This is a genomic window from Haloferax gibbonsii, assembly GCF_001190965.1.
GTDB lineage: Archaea > Halobacteriota > Halobacteria > Halobacteriales > Haloferacaceae > Haloferax > Haloferax gibbonsii.
This window is the reverse complement of the sequence record NZ_CP011947.1, coordinates 1,422,622-1,438,751: the sequence shown is the minus strand read 5'-3', so window position 1 is coordinate 1,438,751 and position 16,130 is coordinate 1,422,622. Positions and strand designations below refer to the sequence as shown.

Sequence of the window (16,130 nt, the reverse complement as noted above, 5' to 3'; positions counted from 1 at the left end):
GAAGTCGAAGCGGGACGGTCCAGCAACCGAATTTCGGAGCCGTCCCGAATCTCGGAACCGCCCCGAATCCCCGTCAGTGGGTCAGAACCCGACGAACAGGAACAGACCGACCGTGAGGAGAACAGACAGGACGAGCACGCCGGCGAACGCCGGCGTGCTCCACGCCTTGACCGTCTTGCCGTCGAGCGACCCGAAGGGAAGCATGTTGAACGCCGCGAGGAAGGCGTTGATGATGAGCCCGCGAGAGCCGACGAGTTGGACCACGTCGGAGCCGACGAGGACGCCGACGACGAGCACCGGCGCGAAGGCGACGAGGAGCAGCAGGTTCGTCACCGGGCCCGCGAGGGCGATGAGGCCGTGTTCGCGCTCGGTGAGCACGCCGCGGTGGTAGACCGCTCCGGGCGCGGCGAAGATGAACCCGACGAGCGCGCTCATGATGGCGACTGCGAGCATGCCGTAGTCGGCGCGGAACTCGGCGACCTGATTGAACCTGACGGCGACGACCTTGTGTGCGACCTCGTGGAGGAGGAAGCCCACGCCGGCCGTCAGCAGGCTCACGACGAGCGCGAGGCCGAACGACCCGCTTGTCAGCAGTTGGATGGTTCGGTTGCCGCCGCCGGCGAAGAAGATGGCGAAGGCGAGGCCGAGCGCGACCCACGCGACGAGCAGGTCGCGGAGTTCGCGCGAGGAAAAGGAGACGTTCACGTCAGGGACCTCCAGATGAGGTCGGCGCTGTTACGCGCGCCCTCGAACATCAGGTTCGCCACGCCCGCGACGCCGCCGAGGTCGGAGGCGATGACGGGGATGACGTAGGTGACGAAGAGGAAGCTCGCGATGATGCTCCCGATGTTCGTCATGGCGACGACCATGATGAGCTTGAACAGCGGCACGTCGAACATCTGGCCGACGAGTTCGACGATGGGCGTCTCCTCGTCGGAGAGCAGTTCGTTCAGTTTGCCGATGTCGCCGACGTTGACCGGCGTGTGTCGGAGTTCGACGTAGCCGGTGAACCAGCCGGGCGCGAGAAGCGGGTTGATGGAGGTCATCCACGCGACGAGGCCGCCGACGAGGGCGGAGGTCCACCGCGCGCCGGCGACCTTGGCGAGCGCGGCGGCGAACACGCCGTTGATGAGGAACCACGCGCCGAAGATGGTCAAGAGCCGCTCGTTGCCGACGCCGGCCATCGCCAGGAGGACGAAGAAGGCGATGAACACGGCGGTGACGCCGAAGCCGAGCAGTTTCCCCCACGGGAAGCCGTCCTTCTCCGCGACGCCGACGAGCGACTCCATCGGCGGGAGCGTCTCGGGGTGTGCGAGGTAGTTCTCGATGCCCTCGCGGTGGCCCGCGCCGACGATGGCGACGACGTGCCGACCGGACTGCCGGAGCGCGACGAGTTGGTGGGCGATGTAGGCGTCGCGCTCGTCGATGAGCGCCTCCGCGCCGCCGGGGCTGAACCGACGGAACTCCTCCATCATCGCCGAGACCACGTCGCCGTCGGTCAGTTCGGCCATGTCGAACTCCTCGTAGTCGGCGTCGCCCTCGGCGGGCACGAACAGGCCGAAGGTGTTCAGGACCGCGCCGGCGGTGACGCCCACGACGACGCCCGCGAGGACGCCGATGACGAGGCTCCCGACGATGGCGGTGCCGAGGCTCCCGAGGATTCCGGAGACGAGGCCGGTGCCGAGTCCGAGGCCGAAGCCGGCGACGATACCGATTGCCGCGCCGCCGCCGAGCCCCGCGAGAACCGCGTCGTCGCCGTCGAGGGAGAACGAGGCGGCGGTGTAGAGCAGGTACGCGGACGCGGCCCCGATGACCGCGGCGGTCGCGGTGCGCGTCAACAGGAGGTCGGTGACGCCGACCGCGCCCCCGAACAGGCCGACGAGCGGCCCGAGGAAGACGCCGACGGCGATGCCCAACACCGCGCCGACCCCGCGGGCGTCGGCGACGCCGAACAGGAGGTCACCGGCCATGCGCACCTTTTCGAGCGTGCCCATCCGCCGCCAGAAGCGCTGGATGGTGACTTGGATGTCGCGGTCGACGAGCGCCACGTCGAGGCCCTCGTCTTCGGCGGTCTCGACCGCCGCGAGCATGTCCGCGCCGGGCTTTACGTCGAACTTGTCTCCCATCCGCGACTGGACGTACGAGAGCATCCAGTAGGCGATAAACTGGAAGACGGTGTTGCCGCGAAGCAGGTCGCGCGCTTCGATGTCATCGGGCGTTCCGCCCTTCATCTGCCGGTAGCGACCCTCGTCGAGTTCGACCGCGACGACGTCGGGACGCTCTTCCCTGACGGTCTCTTCGACCTCTCTGACGCTGTCGGCCGAGACGTGGGCCGTGCCGACGACGCGGACGTGACCCTCGCCGGGCGACGAATCGTTCATCGCCGGGTTTACCGCCCCACGGTTTTTATCCGTGTCGGCATCTCCCACGAACTATGCAGGATTTCGACGCGCACACCCCGACGCCCGCCCACGAGACGGCCATCGACTGCCTGCAGGCCGGCGTCGAGGCCGTCCTCCCCGACCGCGTCGTCCGCGAGTCGGTGTCGCTCGATGGCGACGCCCTGACCGTCGCGGACGAGACCTACGACCTGACCGCCTACGACCGCATCCTCGTCGTCGGCGGGGGCAAAGCCGGCGACGGCGTCGCAGACGCCCTCGAAGCCGTCCTCGGCGACCGCATCGACGACGGCGTCGTCGTGACGCCCGACCCGACGCCGAGCCCCGACGGGCGCATCGAGCGACTCCCCGGCGACCACCCGGTCCCCTCCGCGCGCGGCGTCGAGAGCACCCGGCGGCTCGTTGACCTCATCTCCGACCTCGACGACCGCACGCTCGTCCTCGCCGCCATCACGGGCGGTGCGAGCGCGGTTCTCCCGTCACCCGCCGAGGGCATCTCGCTCGCCGAGTTGCAGGAGACGACCGACAGGCTGCTCGAAAGCGGCGCGGAGATTCACGACCTCAACGCGGTCCGAAAGCACGTTTCGACGCTGAAAGGCGGCGGCCTCGCACGGCTCGCCGCCCCCGCGACGGTCGTCGGCCTCGTCCTCTCGGACGTGGTCGGAAACGACCTCGGCGTCATCGCCTCCGGCCCGACCGCGCCCGACGAGACGACCTACGACGACGCCCTCGACGTGCTGGACCGCTTCGACCTCGACGTGCCGAAATCGGTCCGCACGCGCCTCGCCCGCGGCTCCGCCGGCGACATCCCGGAGACGCCGAAACCCGGCGACTCGGTGTTCGACCGGGTGACGAACCACGTTCTCGCGGACACGTTCACCGCGCTCGACGCCGCCCGCGAGGTGGCTGCGGACCGCGGTTACGACCCGCTCGTCCTCTCCTCTCGCGTGCGCGGCGAGGCGCGCGAGACCGCGAAGACCCACGTCGCCGTCGCGGAGGAGTCGCTCGCGACCGGGAACCCGATTTCCGCGCCCGCCGTGGTCCTCTCGGGCGGCGAGTGCACCGTGACGGTCCGCGGGGACGGCGACGGCGGGCCGAACCTCGAATTCTGCCTCGCGGCCGCCGCCGAACTCCCCGAGGAGACCGTCCTCGCCAGCATCGACAGCGACGGGAAAGACGGCGGGACGGAGGTCGCGGGCGCGGTCGTGGACTCGTCGACCGTCGACGCCGGGGACGCCCACGACGCGCTGGCGAGAAACGACGCGCTCCCGGTGCTTCGGGAGGCCGGCGCGCTCGTCGAGTCCGGCGCGACGGGGACGAACGTCAACGACCTGCGCGTCGTCGTGGTCGGCGAGGGCGTCTGAGCGCCGACAGTTCCGCGGGCGACGGACAACAGGTTTGTATCCTCCGGCGGAGTACTCACCCCCATGGCCGGTTTGTTGCCCTCCACTCCCGACACCTCCGCCGCGGACGAATCCTCCCCGCGGGTCATCGGACTCGACGACGACGAGGCGTCGGACCTCCTCTCGGCGCTCTCGTCGGAGACGGCCCGCCGCGTGCTCGCCGCGCTCCACGACAAGCCGACGAACGCCGCGGACCTCGCGGAACGCGTCGACACGTCGCTTCAGAACGTCCAGTACCACCTCCGAAAGCTCGACGACGCGGGCCTCGTCGAGGTGGTCGACACCGTCTACTCCGAGAAGGGCCGCGAGATGAAGGTGTACGCGCCCGCCGACAGGCCGCTGGTCGTCGTCGCCGCCGGCGAGGAGACGCGGACGGGGCTGGCGTCCATGCTGACGAGCCTGCTCGGCGGCGTCGCCGTCTTGGGCCTGCTCTCGGCGTTCGTCCAGTGGGTCGCGTCGCGGGGCCTCGGCGTTCTCGGCGGTGCCGGCGGTGCCGCGGAGTCCGCCGACGCCGGGACGGTCTCGACGATGGCCGCGGAGGCCGCGCCCGCGGCGGCGCAGGGAATCCCGCCGGGGCTCGCCTTCTTCGCCGGCGGCCTCGCCATCCTGCTCGTCATCGCGGCCGTTCAGTTCGCCCGACGCTGAGCGCTCACGGGGAGCGACGGCGACCGGGTCGGCGACTCGTTCTGGGGTAACTATTCGTACTCCGGCCAACTACAGCATAGCATGAAACACCGTGCCGTGGTCCGCGGTATCGGGGTCGGCGTCGGCGAAGACGGCTCGAACGTGCCGGCGGTTGTCCTCGAAGCGCGCGACGAGTTCCTGCCCATCGTCATCACGTCGGACCAGGCTCAGGCCATCCAGCTCGGGCTCTCCGGCGAGCAGTTCGAGCGCCCGCTGACCCACGACCTCCTGGTCGAGATGGTGACCGAGTTCGGCGGGGCCATCGACAGCATCCGCATCGACGACCTCTCGAACGGCACGTTCCTCGCCAAGGTCGACGCCGAGCGGTACCACGACGGCGAGGCGCGGACGTTCGTCTTCGACGCCCGCCCGAGCGACGCCATCGCCCTCGCCATCCGCGTGGACTGTCCGATTCTCATCTCCGACGAGGTGCTCGACGCCGCCGGGCAGTCGCCCGAGGCGTTCGACGCCGACTTCGAGGAGTGAACCGGGGCCGTCGCCGCCGCGCCCCACGATTTCAAGCCCCCTCGGCGCGACCCTGCTCGCATGAGCGAATCCACCGCGACGCTCGACGAGTCGCGCACCGAGATGACCGAACTCCTCCTGCCGAACGACACCAACAACCTCGGGCGAGCCCTCGGTGGGGCGGTCCTCCACTGGATGGACATCTGCGGGGCCATCGCGGCGATGCGCTTTTCGAACCGCCAGTGCGTCACCGCGTCGATGGACCACGTCGACTTCATCAGCCCCATCGACCTCGGCGAAGTCGCCGTGATGGAGGCGTACGTGTTCAACGTCGGCCGAACCAGCGTGGACGTGAAAGTCGACGTGCACGCCGAGAACCCGAAGACCGACGAACTCCGGAAGACGACCACGTCGTTCCTGACGTTCGTCGCGCTCGACGACGACGGGAAGCCGACGCCGGTCCCCCGACTCGTCTGCGAGACCGACGAGGAAGCGGAGCTCCGCGCTGAGGCGGTCGCCGCCCGCGCCGAACAGCTCGAATCCGTCATCGAGCGCATGGAGAACTGAGGAAACTGGCGTCAGCGCCGAACCCTTTTCCCGGACGGCGACCGACTGGCGACCATGCTCGACGTTCCCGTTCCGGACCCGCCGTCGCTCCCGACCGTCGACCCGAACCAGTACGACGACGCGCAGGTGGCGGCCGACGCCGACTTCAAGCGCGCCGAGTTGGAGGACTTCCTCGAAGCCGGCGCGTGGGCCGACGCCTTCGAGGCGTGGGCCGCGGAGACGCCCGTCACCGAGGCGCAGTGGGAAATCGTCCTCGACCTCGACCTCCTCTCCCACTTCGACTTCTTCTGGGACGACTTCGCCGACCGCGTCGGCTACCACGCGCCGGGCATCCCCGAGGACTGGAAGGAGCGCGAACTCCACCCCGAACTGACCTCGTGGGGCGAGGTGTCGTCTATCAACGCCGGCCTCACCGAACTCGGACAGGACGTGTGCGACGTGCTCAAAGACGACTACATCGACTGGGAGTCCGAGTACGAAGCGCCCGACGACCTGCCCGACTTCTGAGGCCGGTCTCCCCTCCCTTCGTTGGCTTCCGTGCCGACTCCGACGCCGCTTGGAGCTCGGTTCCGAAAATTCACAAAATAACGACGTTATATGTTGACATTCACGTAGGAAAGACATATTTCTGGAAGCATTGTGGCTGAATTTGGGAAAACGGTGATATTCCAATCGCCGCTCTCATCTCTCGTCGCTATGACGAACATGAAACGCCGCGACGTACTCCGTGGATTCGGTGGCGTCGCCATCGCGGGCGGGCTCGCAGGTTGTATGGGCGGCGGCGGGACCGACGACGAGACGGAGACGACCACGACGGCGACTCCGACTCCCACCCCGACACCGACGCCGGAACCCGAGACGGCGATGCTCCGCGTCGCCCACCTCTCTCCCGACGCGCCGAACGTCGACGTGTACGTCGACGGCTCGGTAGCCCTCTCTGACGTGCCGTTCGGCGCGGTCAGCGACTACCTCTCGGTTCCCGTCGGGACCCGGACGGTGAAAGTCACCGCCGCCGGCGACGAGTCCACGGTCGCTTTCGAGGGCGACCTCGACGTCGCCGAGGCGACCTACACCGTCGCCGCGGTCGGCGAACTCACCGAGGAGACGTTCGAACCGCTCGTCCTCGAAGACGACGTGTCGCTCCCGGACGACGACACGGCCCGGGTCCGCGTGGTCCACGCCTCGCCCGATGCCCCCGCGGTCGACGTGACCGCCGGCGACACGGTGCTCTTCGACGGCGTGTCGTTCACCCAGTCCGGCAGCGTCGAGGTGCCGGCCGACACCTACGCGCTCCAGGTCAGGGGCGACACGGAGTCGAACGACGGCGACGCGGTCGCGGAGTTCGACGTGGAACTCGCCGGCGGCACCGTCTACACGGTGTTCGCGGCGGGCTACCTGACGCCCGACGACGAGCCGACCGACGAGGCGTTCCGGCCCGTCGCGGTCGTCGACGCCGGGTCCGGCGGCGGCGGGCTCGTCCAGCGCGACGTGTCCCTCCGCGCCGCGCACCTCTCGCCGGACGCGCCGAACGTCGACGTGCTCGTCGACGGCGCGGTCGCGCTCTCGGACGTGCCGTTCGGCGCGGTCAGCGACTACCTCGCGCTGACCGCCGGGTCCCACCAGGTGACGATTCGCGCGACCGACGCGCCCGACACGGTCGTCTTCGACGAGACGCTCGACCTCGCGGCCGGCGCGTACACCGCCGCGGCGCTCGGCGAACTCGACTCGGCGGCCGAGAACGGCTTCGCCGTCTCCCTCCTCGAAGACGACCGCTCGGCCCCCGCTGACGACGCGGCCCGCGTTCGGGTGCTACACGCCTCGCCGGACGCGCCCGCGGTCGACGTGACCGTCGCGGGCTCCGGGGACGCTCTCGTCGACGGCGCGGCCTTCGGCGACGCCGCGACCGTCGAGGTCCCCGCCGGGGACTACACGCTCCAGATTCGGGGCGACACGGAGTCGAACGACGGCGACGTGGTCGCCGAGTTCGACGTCACCGTCGAGGGCGGTCGCGCGTACACCGCTATCGCGCTCGGCTACCTGACGCCCGACGACGAGCCGGCGGACGCCGCGTTCGACCTCAGCGTCGTCGCGGACAACTGACCCGGAGCGAGCCGCCCACCCGCCCTGCCGTCGCCCCCGCTCCGACGCCGGTTTCGAGCGAACCACCTCCCGAACGAATGACGCCGATGCGAACCCGACGACGTGAACCGCCTCGCGCCCAGCGGCGGCCATGAGCGTCTTGGTCGACGCCGCGCGGTTCGCGCTCGGCGCGAGCGCGGTGTTCCTCGTCGTCCTGCTCGGAATCTGGGGGCGGAACTACCTGCTGTTCCGGTCGAAACACGCGCTCGGCCTCGTCGTCTTCGGCGTCTTTCTGCTCGCGCAGAGCCTCTTCGCGCTGTACTACTACCTCGTGGACCCGACGCTGTCGGTCTGGTTCGCCACCGCCGTTCCCGCCGCGGCGTGGCGGGTGCTGATGGGCGTCCACGTCCTCCAGGCGGTGGCGCTGGCGGTCCTCCTGTGGATTACGTGGGATTAAACCGATAGCCGCCGTCAGCGTCGGACATGCACCGCCGAGCCCTCCTTTCGAGCGCTGCCGCGCTCTCGCTGGCGGGCCTCTCGGGCTGTCTCGCCGACGCCCGACGGACCGCGAGCGGTCGAATCCGCGCCGACACCGGCCACTCGAAACTCCACCCGGCAGACGAGCAGTACGTAAACGGGTCGTTCCCCGACGACGCCGACTTCCGCGGGTGGCTGTTCGCCGACCCGCCGGACGACCAGACGGACGTGTTCACCGACCGCGCGATGCAGGGGCAGTACTCGAACGACCTGCTGTGGGCCGAAGGCGACTCGTTCGTCCTGCTGTTCGAGGTCCGAATGCCCCGCGAGGACGCCGCGTTCTACAACGCCGCGGGGTCCCCGTCGTGGACCGGCTGGCGCGACGCCGACCTCCCGATTCGGCGGTCGCCGCCGTCAGACCTCGAACCGTTCGACGCGGACACGCTCGTCTGCACTCACCTCTCGAAGTTCGACGTGGCGAGGGGTGCCGCGCCGACGAACGCCACGCTCCGGATGTTCGAGCGCGACGACGAGTCCGGGACCACGCACGGGTCGGCGGTCGAGTCGGTCATCGCGACCCACCGCGTCGGTCGATGGTCGGACCGATAGCGTCGATGACGGCGTCGATGTCGGTGTCGTCGCCGGAGTAAGCGTTATGCCGCTTCCGAGACTTCGTTCGGATAGCATGCGACGACACCGGAGCCTCTCTCGCTCACCCGCGGTCGGCCAGTCCCGACCGTCGGTCGTCGCTCCGTCGCTCATTATTGCGGGGCAGTAGCCTCGCACACACCTCATCCTCGACTACCGTCCGTATCGACCTCCGAGCGACTGCAGTCCCTTCCGGTGTGACACACCGGAACTCCCATGGAGCGACACACGCACCACACCCGACAGGCGTATCGACAGCGACCAACAGACCGCCGACAGCGGAGGGTCTCCCGTGTCTGAGTCGGACCCGCCGGAACGCCCGACCGACGCGGACCAGACCCGCCGTTTTGATATATATCCGCGAGAAGGACGGGGTATGGAAGACATCGCAGACCAGTACACGCCGTCGGACGTGGAGTCCGTCGTCGGCGAGTACTGGGACGAGAACGACGCGTACGAGGCGACGAAGGAGGCACACGCCGACGACCCGTCGTTCTTCTTCGTCGACGGCCCGCCGTACACGTCCGGCCAGATGCACCTCGGCACGGCGTGGAACAAGACGCTGAAGGACGCCGTCATTCGGCACAAGCGCATGACGGGACATCAGGTCACGGACCGCCCCGGCTACGACATGCACGGCCTCCCCATCGAGGTCAAAGTCGAAGAGGAACTCGGCTTCACCTCGAAGCGCGACATCGAGGAGTTCGGCATGGAGCAGTTCATCCAGAAGTGCAAGGAGTTCGCCGTCCGCAACCGCGAGGCGATGGACGAGGACTTCCAGTCCATCGGCGCGTGGATGGACTGGGACAACCCCTATCAGACGCTCTCGCCCGAGTACATGGAGTCCGCGTGGTGGGCCTTCTCGAAGGTCGCCGAGAACGGGCTGGTCGAACAGGGCAAGCGCAGCGTCAACTACTGCCCGCGCTGTCAGACCGCCATCGCGGCAAACGAGGTCGAGTACGACGAAATCACCTCGCCCTCTATCTACGTCAAGTTCCCGCTGAAGGGCCGCGAGGGCAACCTCGTCATCTGGACGACGACGCCGTGGACCATCCCCGCCAACACGTTCGTCGCCGTCGACGGCGAGATGACGTACCAGGAAGTCCGCGCCGAGAAGGACGGCGAGAGCGAGGTGCTCTACCTCGCCGAACCCTGCGTCGAGGAGGTCCTGAAGAAGGGCCGCTACGAGGACTACGAGGTCCTCTCGGAGGTCACGGGCGAGGAGATGGTCGGCTGGGAGTACGACCACCCGCTCGACGGCGTGGTCGCCGAGTACGCCGACTTCGAGGGCGCGGGACAGGTGTACACCGCCGACTACGTCGAGGCCGACCGAACCGGACTCGTCCACTCCGCGCCCGGTCACGGGCAGGAGGACTTCGCCCGCGGGCAGGAACTCGGCTTGGACGTGTTCGTCCCCGTCGACGACAAAGGCGAGTTCACGGAGCAGGGCGGCGACTACGCGGGCACCTTCGTCCGCGACGCCAACCCCGAAGTCATCGAGGACCTCGACGAGCTCGGCCACCTGCTCCACGCCGGCGAGCACGACCACCGCTACGGCCACTGTTGGCGCTGTGACACGGACATCATCTTCCTCGCCACCGACCAGTGGTTCATCACGGTCACGGACGTGAAAGAACAGCTTCTCGACAACATCGAGGAGTCCGAGTGGCACCCGCAGTGGGCCCGCGACAACCGCTTCCGCGACTTCGTGAGCGACGCGCCCGACTGGAACGTCTCCCGACAGCGCTACTGGGGCATCCCGCTTCCCATCTGGGTCCCGCAGGACGCCGACGCCGAGGGCGCACAGGAGATGATTGTCGTCGGCACCCGCGAGGAACTCGCAGAGCGCGCCGACCAGGACGTCGACCCCGAGACGGTGGACCTCCACCGGCCCTCGGTCGACCCCATCACCATCACCGAGGATGGCGTGACCTACGAGCGCGTCCCCGACGTGTTCGACGTGTGGATAGACTCCTCGGTCGCCACGTGGGGAACGCTCGACTTCCCCGGCGAGACCGAGGCCTACGACGAGCTGTGGCCCGCCGACCTCATCATCGAGGCGCACGACCAGACCCGCGGGTGGTTCTGGTCGCAACTCGGCATGGGAACCGCCGCGACCGGCGAGTCGCCGTACAAGGAGGTCATCATGCACGGCTTCGCCAACGACAAGGATGGCCGCAAGATGTCGAAGTCCGTCGGCAACATCGTGACGCCCGAGGAGGCCATCGACCGCGCCGGCCGCGACCCGCTTCGCGCCTATCTCCTCAGCCACGACCAGCAGGGCGTGGACCTCTCGTTCGAGTGGGACGGCCTCGCCGACACCCAGTCGACGCTCAACATCTTCTGGAACGTCTTCCGGTTCCCGCTTCCGTACATGGACCTCGACGGCTACGACCCCGCCGAGGCCGACCTCTCGGAGGGCGAACTCACCGTCGTCGACGAGTGGGTGCTCTCGCGGCTCCAGACCGTCGAAGCCGAGATGGCGGACGCGTGGGACGACTACGAGGTCTCCACCGCGCTCAACACGCTTCTGGACTTCATCACGCAGGACGTCTCGCGCTTCTACGTGAAGGCCATCCGCGAGCGCATGTGGGACGAGGAGGACTCGGCGTCGAAGCTCGGCGCGTACGCCACGCTCTCGACGGTGCTCTCGGAGTCCATCCGGCTCATCGCGCCCTACGCGCCCTACATGGCCGAACGGATGTACCAGCGGCTCGACGGCTCGGAGACGACCGTCCACATGCTGTCGTACCCCGAGGCCGACGAGGAGCGCCGCGACGAGGAACTCGAAGCCAACATGGCCGTCCTCCGCGACGTGGAGGAGGCCGCGGCGCACGCCCGCCAGCTCGGCGGTCGCAAGCTCCGCTGGCCCGTCTCGCGCATCGTCGTCGAGTCCGAGGACGCCGAGGTCGCCGACGCGGTCGAAGCCCTCTCGGACCTCCTCGCGGAGCGCGTGAACACCCGCGACGTGCAGGTCGTCGAGGGCTTCGACGAGCTCGTCGAGACCGCGGAGCCGCAGATGAGCGTCATCGGGCCGGAGTTCGGCGCTGACGCCCAGAAAATCATGGAGGCCGTCGAGGGCCTCTCGCGCGCCGAAGTCGAGTCGGGCGTCGAGGTCGACGGCGAGACGTACGACCTCACAGACGAGATGGTCTCGTACCGCGCCGAACCCCCGGAACACGTCACCGGAGCCGACTTCGAGGGCGGCACGGTCTACGTCGACACCGAACTCACCGACGACATCGAGTCCGAGGGTTACGCCCGCGACGTCATCCGCCGCATCCAGGAGATGCGCAAACAGCTCGACCTCGACGTCGAGGCCGAAATCGACGTGTCGCTCGCGGTCGACGACGACCGCGTCGCCGGCTTCGTCGAGGAGAACCGCGACCTCATCGCCGAGGAGGTCCGCGCCCGCGAACTCGACCTCGGAAGCGCCGACGGCGAGACGGTCGAGACGTGGGACGTCGAGGACGTGTCCGTGACCATCGCGGTCACGCAGCTCGACTGAGGCGGCCCCGCGCGGTCCCCGGTCGCTGGCGGCGGTCGGCCGTCACTCGGTCGCCGCGCCCACCTCCCGCAAAATAGCGGGTGACGTGCCTCGATTTTCGCAGACGACGCCGGCTTTGACTTCCGGCTGACCAACACTTTTGGCCTCATCGACCGTGATGGACTGTGAGTCATGAAGAAACTCATCAACGAACCCGGAGCGGTCGTAGACGAGATGCTCGACGGGATGGTGGCGGCGCACCCCGAACTCCGCCGGCTCGACGGCACGAACGTCCTCGTCCGCGGCGACGCGCCGGTCGATGGGAAGGTCGCGGTCGTCTCCGGCGGCGGGTCGGGCCACGAGCCGACGCACGCGGGCTATCTCGGCGAGGGGATGCTCGACGGCGCGGCGGCGGGTGAGGTGTTCACCTCGCCGACGGCCGACCAGTTGAACGAGATGATTCAGGCCACGGACGCGGGCGAGGGCGTCCTCTGCGTCGTCAAGAACTACGAGGGGGACGTGATGAACTTCGACACCGCGGCCGAGATGGCCGCCATGGAGGGCGTCGAGGTCGAGCAGGTCGTCGTCAACGACGACGTGGCCGTCGAGGACTCGCTGTACACGTCCGGTCGTCGCGGCGTCGCGGGCACCATCTTCGTCCACAAGTGCGCGGGCGCGAAGGCCGCCGCGGGCGGCGACCTCGAAGCGGTCACAGCCGTCGCCGAGAAGGTCGTCGACAACGTGCGCACGATGGGGATGGCGCTCACCTCCTGTGTCACGCCGGAGAAGGGCGAACCGACGTTCGACCTCGGCGAGGACGAAATCGAACTCGGCATCGGCATCCACGGCGAGCCGGGCACCGAGCGCGCCGACATCATGAGCGCCGACGAGATAACCGAACACCTGACCGAGAACGTCCTCGACGACCTCGAACTCGACGAGGGCGAGGAGGTCGTGACGATGGTCAACGGCATGGGCGGCACGCCGCTGTCGGAGCTGTACATCGTCAACCGCAAGCTCCAGTCCATCCTCGACGACCGCGGCATCGAGACGTGGGACGCGTGGGTCGGCGACTACATGACCTCGCTCGACATGATGGGTTGTTCGGTCTCCGTACTCCGCGTCGACGACGAGCTGAAGGAACTGCTCGGCGCGCCCGCGGAGACGCCCGGCCTGACCGTCACCGAGTAAGCGGCGACGCTCGCCGAGCACGTTCGGGGGCGACTCCCGACGCGTCCACCGATTTTTCGCGGCAGAACAGTCCCGCGGGACAAGGGATTAACGACAGGCCGACGAAGGACAGCCATGGCTGACGCAGAGACACAACGCGAAGCGGTGCTGGACGCGCTCGACAACGTCGCCGAGCGCCTCGCCGAGGAGAAGGAGTACCTCACGGACCTCGACTCCGCCATCGGCGACGCCGACCACGGCGCGAACATGGAGCGCGGCTTCGGCAAGGCCGCCGACAAGCGCGAGGAGTTCGCCGAGATGGAGCCGAACGAGGTCGTCAAGAACGTCGGGACGACGCTCATCTCGAACGTCGGCGGGGCCTCCGGTCCCCTCTACGGCGGCTCTATCATGTTCGCCAGTCAGGAACTCGAAGGCGGCATCACCGCCGAGACGTCGGTGGCGTTCGCCGAGGCGTACCTCGACAAGGTCAAGGACCGCGGCGGCGCGCAGGTCGGCGCGAAGACGATGGTCGACGCGCTCGTCCCCGCCGTCCACACCTACAAGAAGTCCATCGAGCAGGACGACCTCCCGCCGCTCGAAGCCCTCGCTAAAGCCGTCGACGCGGCCGAGCGCGGCGTCGCCTTCACGGTCCCCATCAAGGCGCTGAAGGGCCGCGCGTCGTTCCTCGACTGGCGCTCGGTCGGCCATCAGGACCCCGGCGCGACGAGTACGCTGTTCATCCTCGAAGAGCTACTGGAGACGGCCGAGGAGTACCTCGACGGCGAGGTCGACCGCGACGCTCGGGCCGAAGACGCTGTCGGGAGAGCGGAATGATTGGCCTCGTCGTCGTCTCGCACAGCGCGAAGGCCGCCGAGGGAATCGCCGAGGTCGCCGCGCAGATGGGCGGCGGCAACGCCCGCATCGTTCCCGCCGGCGGCGACGAGGACGGCATCGGAACCTCGCCGGACCGCATCCGCGAGGGCATCGAGGAGGCCGACGACGGCGACGGCGTCGTCGTCCTCGTGGACCTCGGAAGCGCCGTGATGAACGCGGAACTCGCCATCGAGATGGCGACGGATTCCGAGGCGGTCATCGCCGACGCACCGATTCTGGAGGGGACGCTCAACGCGGCCGTCGAGACGACGAGCAAGAAGGCGACGCTCGACTCGGTCGTCGAGCGCGCCGAGGACGCCCGCGACTACCGAAAGCTGAACTGAGCGACCGGCTGGCGACCCGGCCGCAGTCGCCGACGCGTGCCGAGAAGAGACACCGCCGCGGGGCGCGGCGGACCCGGACCGGGGTTTCCTATTCTTCGTCGCCGGCTTCGGGCGTCGAGAGCACTGCTTCGAGGGCGTCGAGCGCCGCTTCCGCGTCGTCGCCCTCCGCGACGAGGCGAATCTCCTCGCCGTGTCCGACGCCGAGGCCGGTGACGGCGAGCATGCTGGCGGCGGGGACGAGGTCGTCCTCGTCGGCGCGGCCGAGTTGCACGTCGGCGTCGAAGGAGTTCGCGGTCTCGACGAACTGCGAGGCGGGACGAGCGTGGAGGCCGTCTTTCGGGACGACAGCGACGATGCGTTCCATACGTTCGGTATCGACCGGGGAGCGTTATCGCTACCGGTTGCGGAACGCGGCGAAGAAAAATCGCGAACGACGTGTGCGGGGCCGGAGGCGTCCGGGCTGTTAGGGCCCGAGTCCGAGGTACGCCGAGTTGGGGATAGCCCCGAGCAGGAACAGCACGCCGATGAGCAGCGAGTAGATGGTAATCGACATCGCCGGCGGGTCCACGTGGGTCCCGGAGTGGGCGTACGCGACACGCTGGGTGACTTCGCCGAGCAGCGCGCCGATGAGACCACCGACCGCGGCGGCGACGATGATGAGCGGTTCGCTCCCGCCGACCATCGGCGCGGCGACGGCTCCGAACGCCGACCCACCGAGGGTGATGTGGTGGGTGACGGGAATCTTCTCGACGCCGAGGTTCAAGAACAGCAGGCTGGCCGCGGAGATACCGTAGGCGAGGAAGAAGCTCTCCGTGATGAGCCACGTCCAGCCGCCGAGGATACCGGCTCCGAGACCGATGACGACGATGTTGACCCACTTGTACTGGTGGGGAAGCCACGGTTCGGTCGCGGGCCGGCCGCTCCCGTCGCCGCGCATCGTTCCCTTCTCGAACGGCGACATGTCGAGGAGGCCGCTACCGGCGGGCGAGCCGATGAGCGGGTAGCCGAAGGCGATACGCGCGATGAACGCCGTCGTCATGACGGACAGCGCGACGCTGTCGAGCGGGAGGCCGATACCGCCGGCGACGCGGGAGATGAGGAGCCCGAGGACGCCGAAGAGGCCGCCGACTGCGAGGATGTCGGGCTGCGTGCCGAACGCGTACGTGATGTCCTTACCGAAGTGGTAGCCGCCCTCGCTGGGGTTCATGTCCGCGTACCGCTTGCCCGCGTAGGCGCTGGCGGCGACGCCGCCGGCGAAGGCGATGTGCGGGCCGACGAACGGGCCGAACCCGATGCTGCCGGTGATACCCGTGCCGAGTTCGCCGGCGGTGATGAGGTCGGCTCCTTCGAACTGTCGGATGACGATGCCAGCCGTCTCGCCGAGCAGCACGACGAAGCCGGTGAAGATGAACGACGGCAGTGCGCCGATGGCCGCGCCGAACATCCCGCCCGCGAACGCCGCGAGCAGGAGGACGACGAACCGCTCGGCGCTGACGCCGATGACCGGAATCTGGAGTGCGAATGCTTCGAACAC

At 68.7% G+C, this 16,130-nt stretch carries 16 protein-coding genes; 12 read left to right on the top strand and 4 right to left on the bottom strand.

Features of this window, described 5'->3' with window-relative positions; translation table 11 throughout:
• Positions 1–81: 81 nt before the first annotated feature.
• Positions 82–705 (bottom strand): zinc metalloprotease, encoded by a 624-nt coding sequence (locus ABY42_RS07560; protein ID WP_004976894.1) that lies wholly within the window; start codon positions 703–705, stop codon positions 82–84.
• Positions 702–2,381 carry a TraB/GumN family protein gene (locus tag ABY42_RS07555; RefSeq protein WP_050459088.1) on the bottom strand — a complete coding sequence of 560 codons (1,680 nt, stop codon included), beginning with the start codon at positions 2,379–2,381 and terminating at the stop codon, positions 702–704. Before ABY42_RS07555 ends, ABY42_RS07560 begins: the two co-directional genes overlap by 4 nt.
• 53 nt (positions 2,382–2,434) lie before the next feature.
• Here ABY42_RS07555 and ABY42_RS07550 point away from each other — a divergent pair, with 53 nt between their 5' ends.
• From ABY42_RS07550 to dhaM, 12 genes are all read left to right on the top strand, one after another.
• Positions 2,435–3,763 carry a glycerate kinase type-2 family protein gene (locus tag ABY42_RS07550; protein WP_050459087.1) on the top strand — a complete coding sequence of 443 codons (1,329 nt, stop codon included), beginning with the start codon at positions 2,435–2,437 and terminating at the stop codon, positions 3,761–3,763.
• 63 nt (positions 3,764–3,826) lie between these two features.
• Positions 3,827–4,447 (top strand): ArsR/SmtB family transcription factor, encoded by a 621-nt coding sequence (locus ABY42_RS07545; protein ID WP_004976902.1) that lies wholly within the window; start codon positions 3,827–3,829, stop codon positions 4,445–4,447.
• An 81-nt stretch (positions 4,448–4,528) separates the two neighbouring features.
• The gene (locus ABY42_RS07540; protein ID WP_004976905.1) at positions 4,529–4,972 is read left to right on the top strand and encodes a bifunctional nuclease family protein; all 444 of its coding nucleotides are present in this window, start codon (positions 4,529–4,531) and stop codon (positions 4,970–4,972) included.
• Between the two features lie 60 nt (positions 4,973–5,032).
• Entirely contained in the window at positions 5,033–5,518 is a 486-nt protein-coding gene (locus ABY42_RS07535) for an acyl-CoA thioesterase (RefSeq protein WP_004976908.1), read from the top strand.
• Positions 5,519–5,572: 54 nt separating this feature from the next.
• Positions 5,573–6,025 carry a hypothetical protein gene (locus ABY42_RS07530; RefSeq protein WP_004976910.1) on the top strand — a complete coding sequence of 151 codons (453 nt, stop codon included), beginning with the start codon at positions 5,573–5,575 and terminating at the stop codon, positions 6,023–6,025.
• Between the two features lie 189 nt (positions 6,026–6,214).
• Entirely contained in the window at positions 6,215–7,618 is a 1,404-nt protein-coding gene (locus tag ABY42_RS07525) for a DUF4397 domain-containing protein (RefSeq protein ID WP_050459086.1), read from the top strand.
• A 130-nt stretch (positions 7,619–7,748) separates the two neighbouring features.
• Entirely contained in the window at positions 7,749–8,054 is a 306-nt protein-coding gene (locus ABY42_RS07520; protein WP_008093441.1) for a hypothetical protein, read from the top strand.
• Positions 8,055–8,080: 26 nt separating this feature from the next.
• Positions 8,081–8,683, top strand: a complete 603-nt coding sequence (locus ABY42_RS07515; protein WP_050459085.1) for a hypothetical protein — start codon at positions 8,081–8,083, stop codon at positions 8,681–8,683.
• A gap of 415 nt (positions 8,684–9,098) precedes the next feature.
• Positions 9,099–12,230, top strand: a complete 3,132-nt coding sequence (ileS, locus tag ABY42_RS07510; RefSeq protein WP_050459084.1) for an isoleucine--tRNA ligase — start codon at positions 9,099–9,101, stop codon at positions 12,228–12,230.
• A gap of 171 nt (positions 12,231–12,401) precedes the next feature.
• Complete coding sequence (gene dhaK / locus ABY42_RS07505; protein ID WP_004976917.1) at positions 12,402–13,400, top strand: dihydroxyacetone kinase subunit DhaK; 999 nt, start codon at positions 12,402–12,404, stop codon at positions 13,398–13,400.
• A gap of 114 nt (positions 13,401–13,514) precedes the next feature.
• Positions 13,515–14,213 carry a dihydroxyacetone kinase subunit DhaL gene (dhaL, locus tag ABY42_RS07500; protein ID WP_004976919.1) on the top strand — a complete coding sequence of 233 codons (699 nt, stop codon included), beginning with the start codon at positions 13,515–13,517 and terminating at the stop codon, positions 14,211–14,213.
• On the top strand, positions 14,210–14,596 hold the full coding sequence (dhaM, locus tag ABY42_RS07495; RefSeq protein ID WP_004976921.1) for a dihydroxyacetone kinase phosphoryl donor subunit DhaM: 387 nt from the start codon (positions 14,210–14,212) through the stop codon (positions 14,594–14,596). The genes dhaL and dhaM overlap by 4 nt, the downstream gene beginning before the upstream one ends.
• 88 nt (positions 14,597–14,684) lie before the next feature.
• Here dhaM and ptsH1 read toward each other — a convergent pair whose 3' ends face one another.
• Positions 14,685–14,960, bottom strand: a complete 276-nt coding sequence (gene ptsH1 / locus ABY42_RS07490) for a phosphocarrier protein HPr (RefSeq protein WP_004976923.1) — start codon at positions 14,958–14,960, stop codon at positions 14,685–14,687.
• Between the two features lie 99 nt (positions 14,961–15,059).
• A complete protein-coding gene (locus ABY42_RS07485; protein ID WP_050459083.1) occupies positions 15,060–16,130 on the bottom strand; it encodes a hypothetical protein in 1,071 nt (356 codons plus the stop codon).

Excerpts from the sequence above, each read along its gene's own strand:
- ABY42_RS07520 (WP_008093441.1), top strand. The coding sequence starts at position 7,749 with ATGAGCGTCTTGGTCGACGCCGCGCGGTTCGCGCTCGGCGCGAGCGCG.
- dhaK (WP_004976917.1), top strand. The coding sequence starts at position 12,402 with ATGAAGAAACTCATCAACGAACCCGGAGCGGTCGTAGACGAGATGCTC.
- ABY42_RS07530 (WP_004976910.1), top strand. The coding sequence starts at position 5,573 with ATGCTCGACGTTCCCGTTCCGGACCCGCCGTCGCTCCCGACCGTCGAC.
- ABY42_RS07550 (WP_050459087.1), top strand. The coding sequence starts at position 2,435 with ATGCAGGATTTCGACGCGCACACCCCGACGCCCGCCCACGAGACGGCC.
- ABY42_RS07525 (WP_050459086.1), top strand. The coding sequence starts at position 6,215 with ATGACGAACATGAAACGCCGCGACGTACTCCGTGGATTCGGTGGCGTC.
- ABY42_RS07545 (WP_004976902.1), top strand. The coding sequence starts at position 3,827 with ATGGCCGGTTTGTTGCCCTCCACTCCCGACACCTCCGCCGCGGACGAA.
- dhaM (WP_004976921.1), top strand. The coding sequence starts at position 14,210 with ATGATTGGCCTCGTCGTCGTCTCGCACAGCGCGAAGGCCGCCGAGGGA.
- ABY42_RS07515 (WP_050459085.1), top strand. The coding sequence starts at position 8,081 with ATGCACCGCCGAGCCCTCCTTTCGAGCGCTGCCGCGCTCTCGCTGGCG.
- ptsH1 (WP_004976923.1), bottom strand. The coding sequence starts at position 14,960 with ATGGAACGCATCGTCGCTGTCGTCCCGAAAGACGGCCTCCACGCTCGT.
- ABY42_RS07535 (WP_004976908.1), top strand. The coding sequence starts at position 5,033 with ATGAGCGAATCCACCGCGACGCTCGACGAGTCGCGCACCGAGATGACC.
- ileS (WP_050459084.1), top strand. The coding sequence starts at position 9,099 with ATGGAAGACATCGCAGACCAGTACACGCCGTCGGACGTGGAGTCCGTC.
- ABY42_RS07540 (WP_004976905.1), top strand. The coding sequence starts at position 4,529 with ATGAAACACCGTGCCGTGGTCCGCGGTATCGGGGTCGGCGTCGGCGAA.
- ABY42_RS07555 (WP_050459088.1), bottom strand. The coding sequence starts at position 2,381 with ATGAACGATTCGTCGCCCGGCGAGGGTCACGTCCGCGTCGTCGGCACG.
- dhaL (WP_004976919.1), top strand. The coding sequence starts at position 13,515 with ATGGCTGACGCAGAGACACAACGCGAAGCGGTGCTGGACGCGCTCGAC.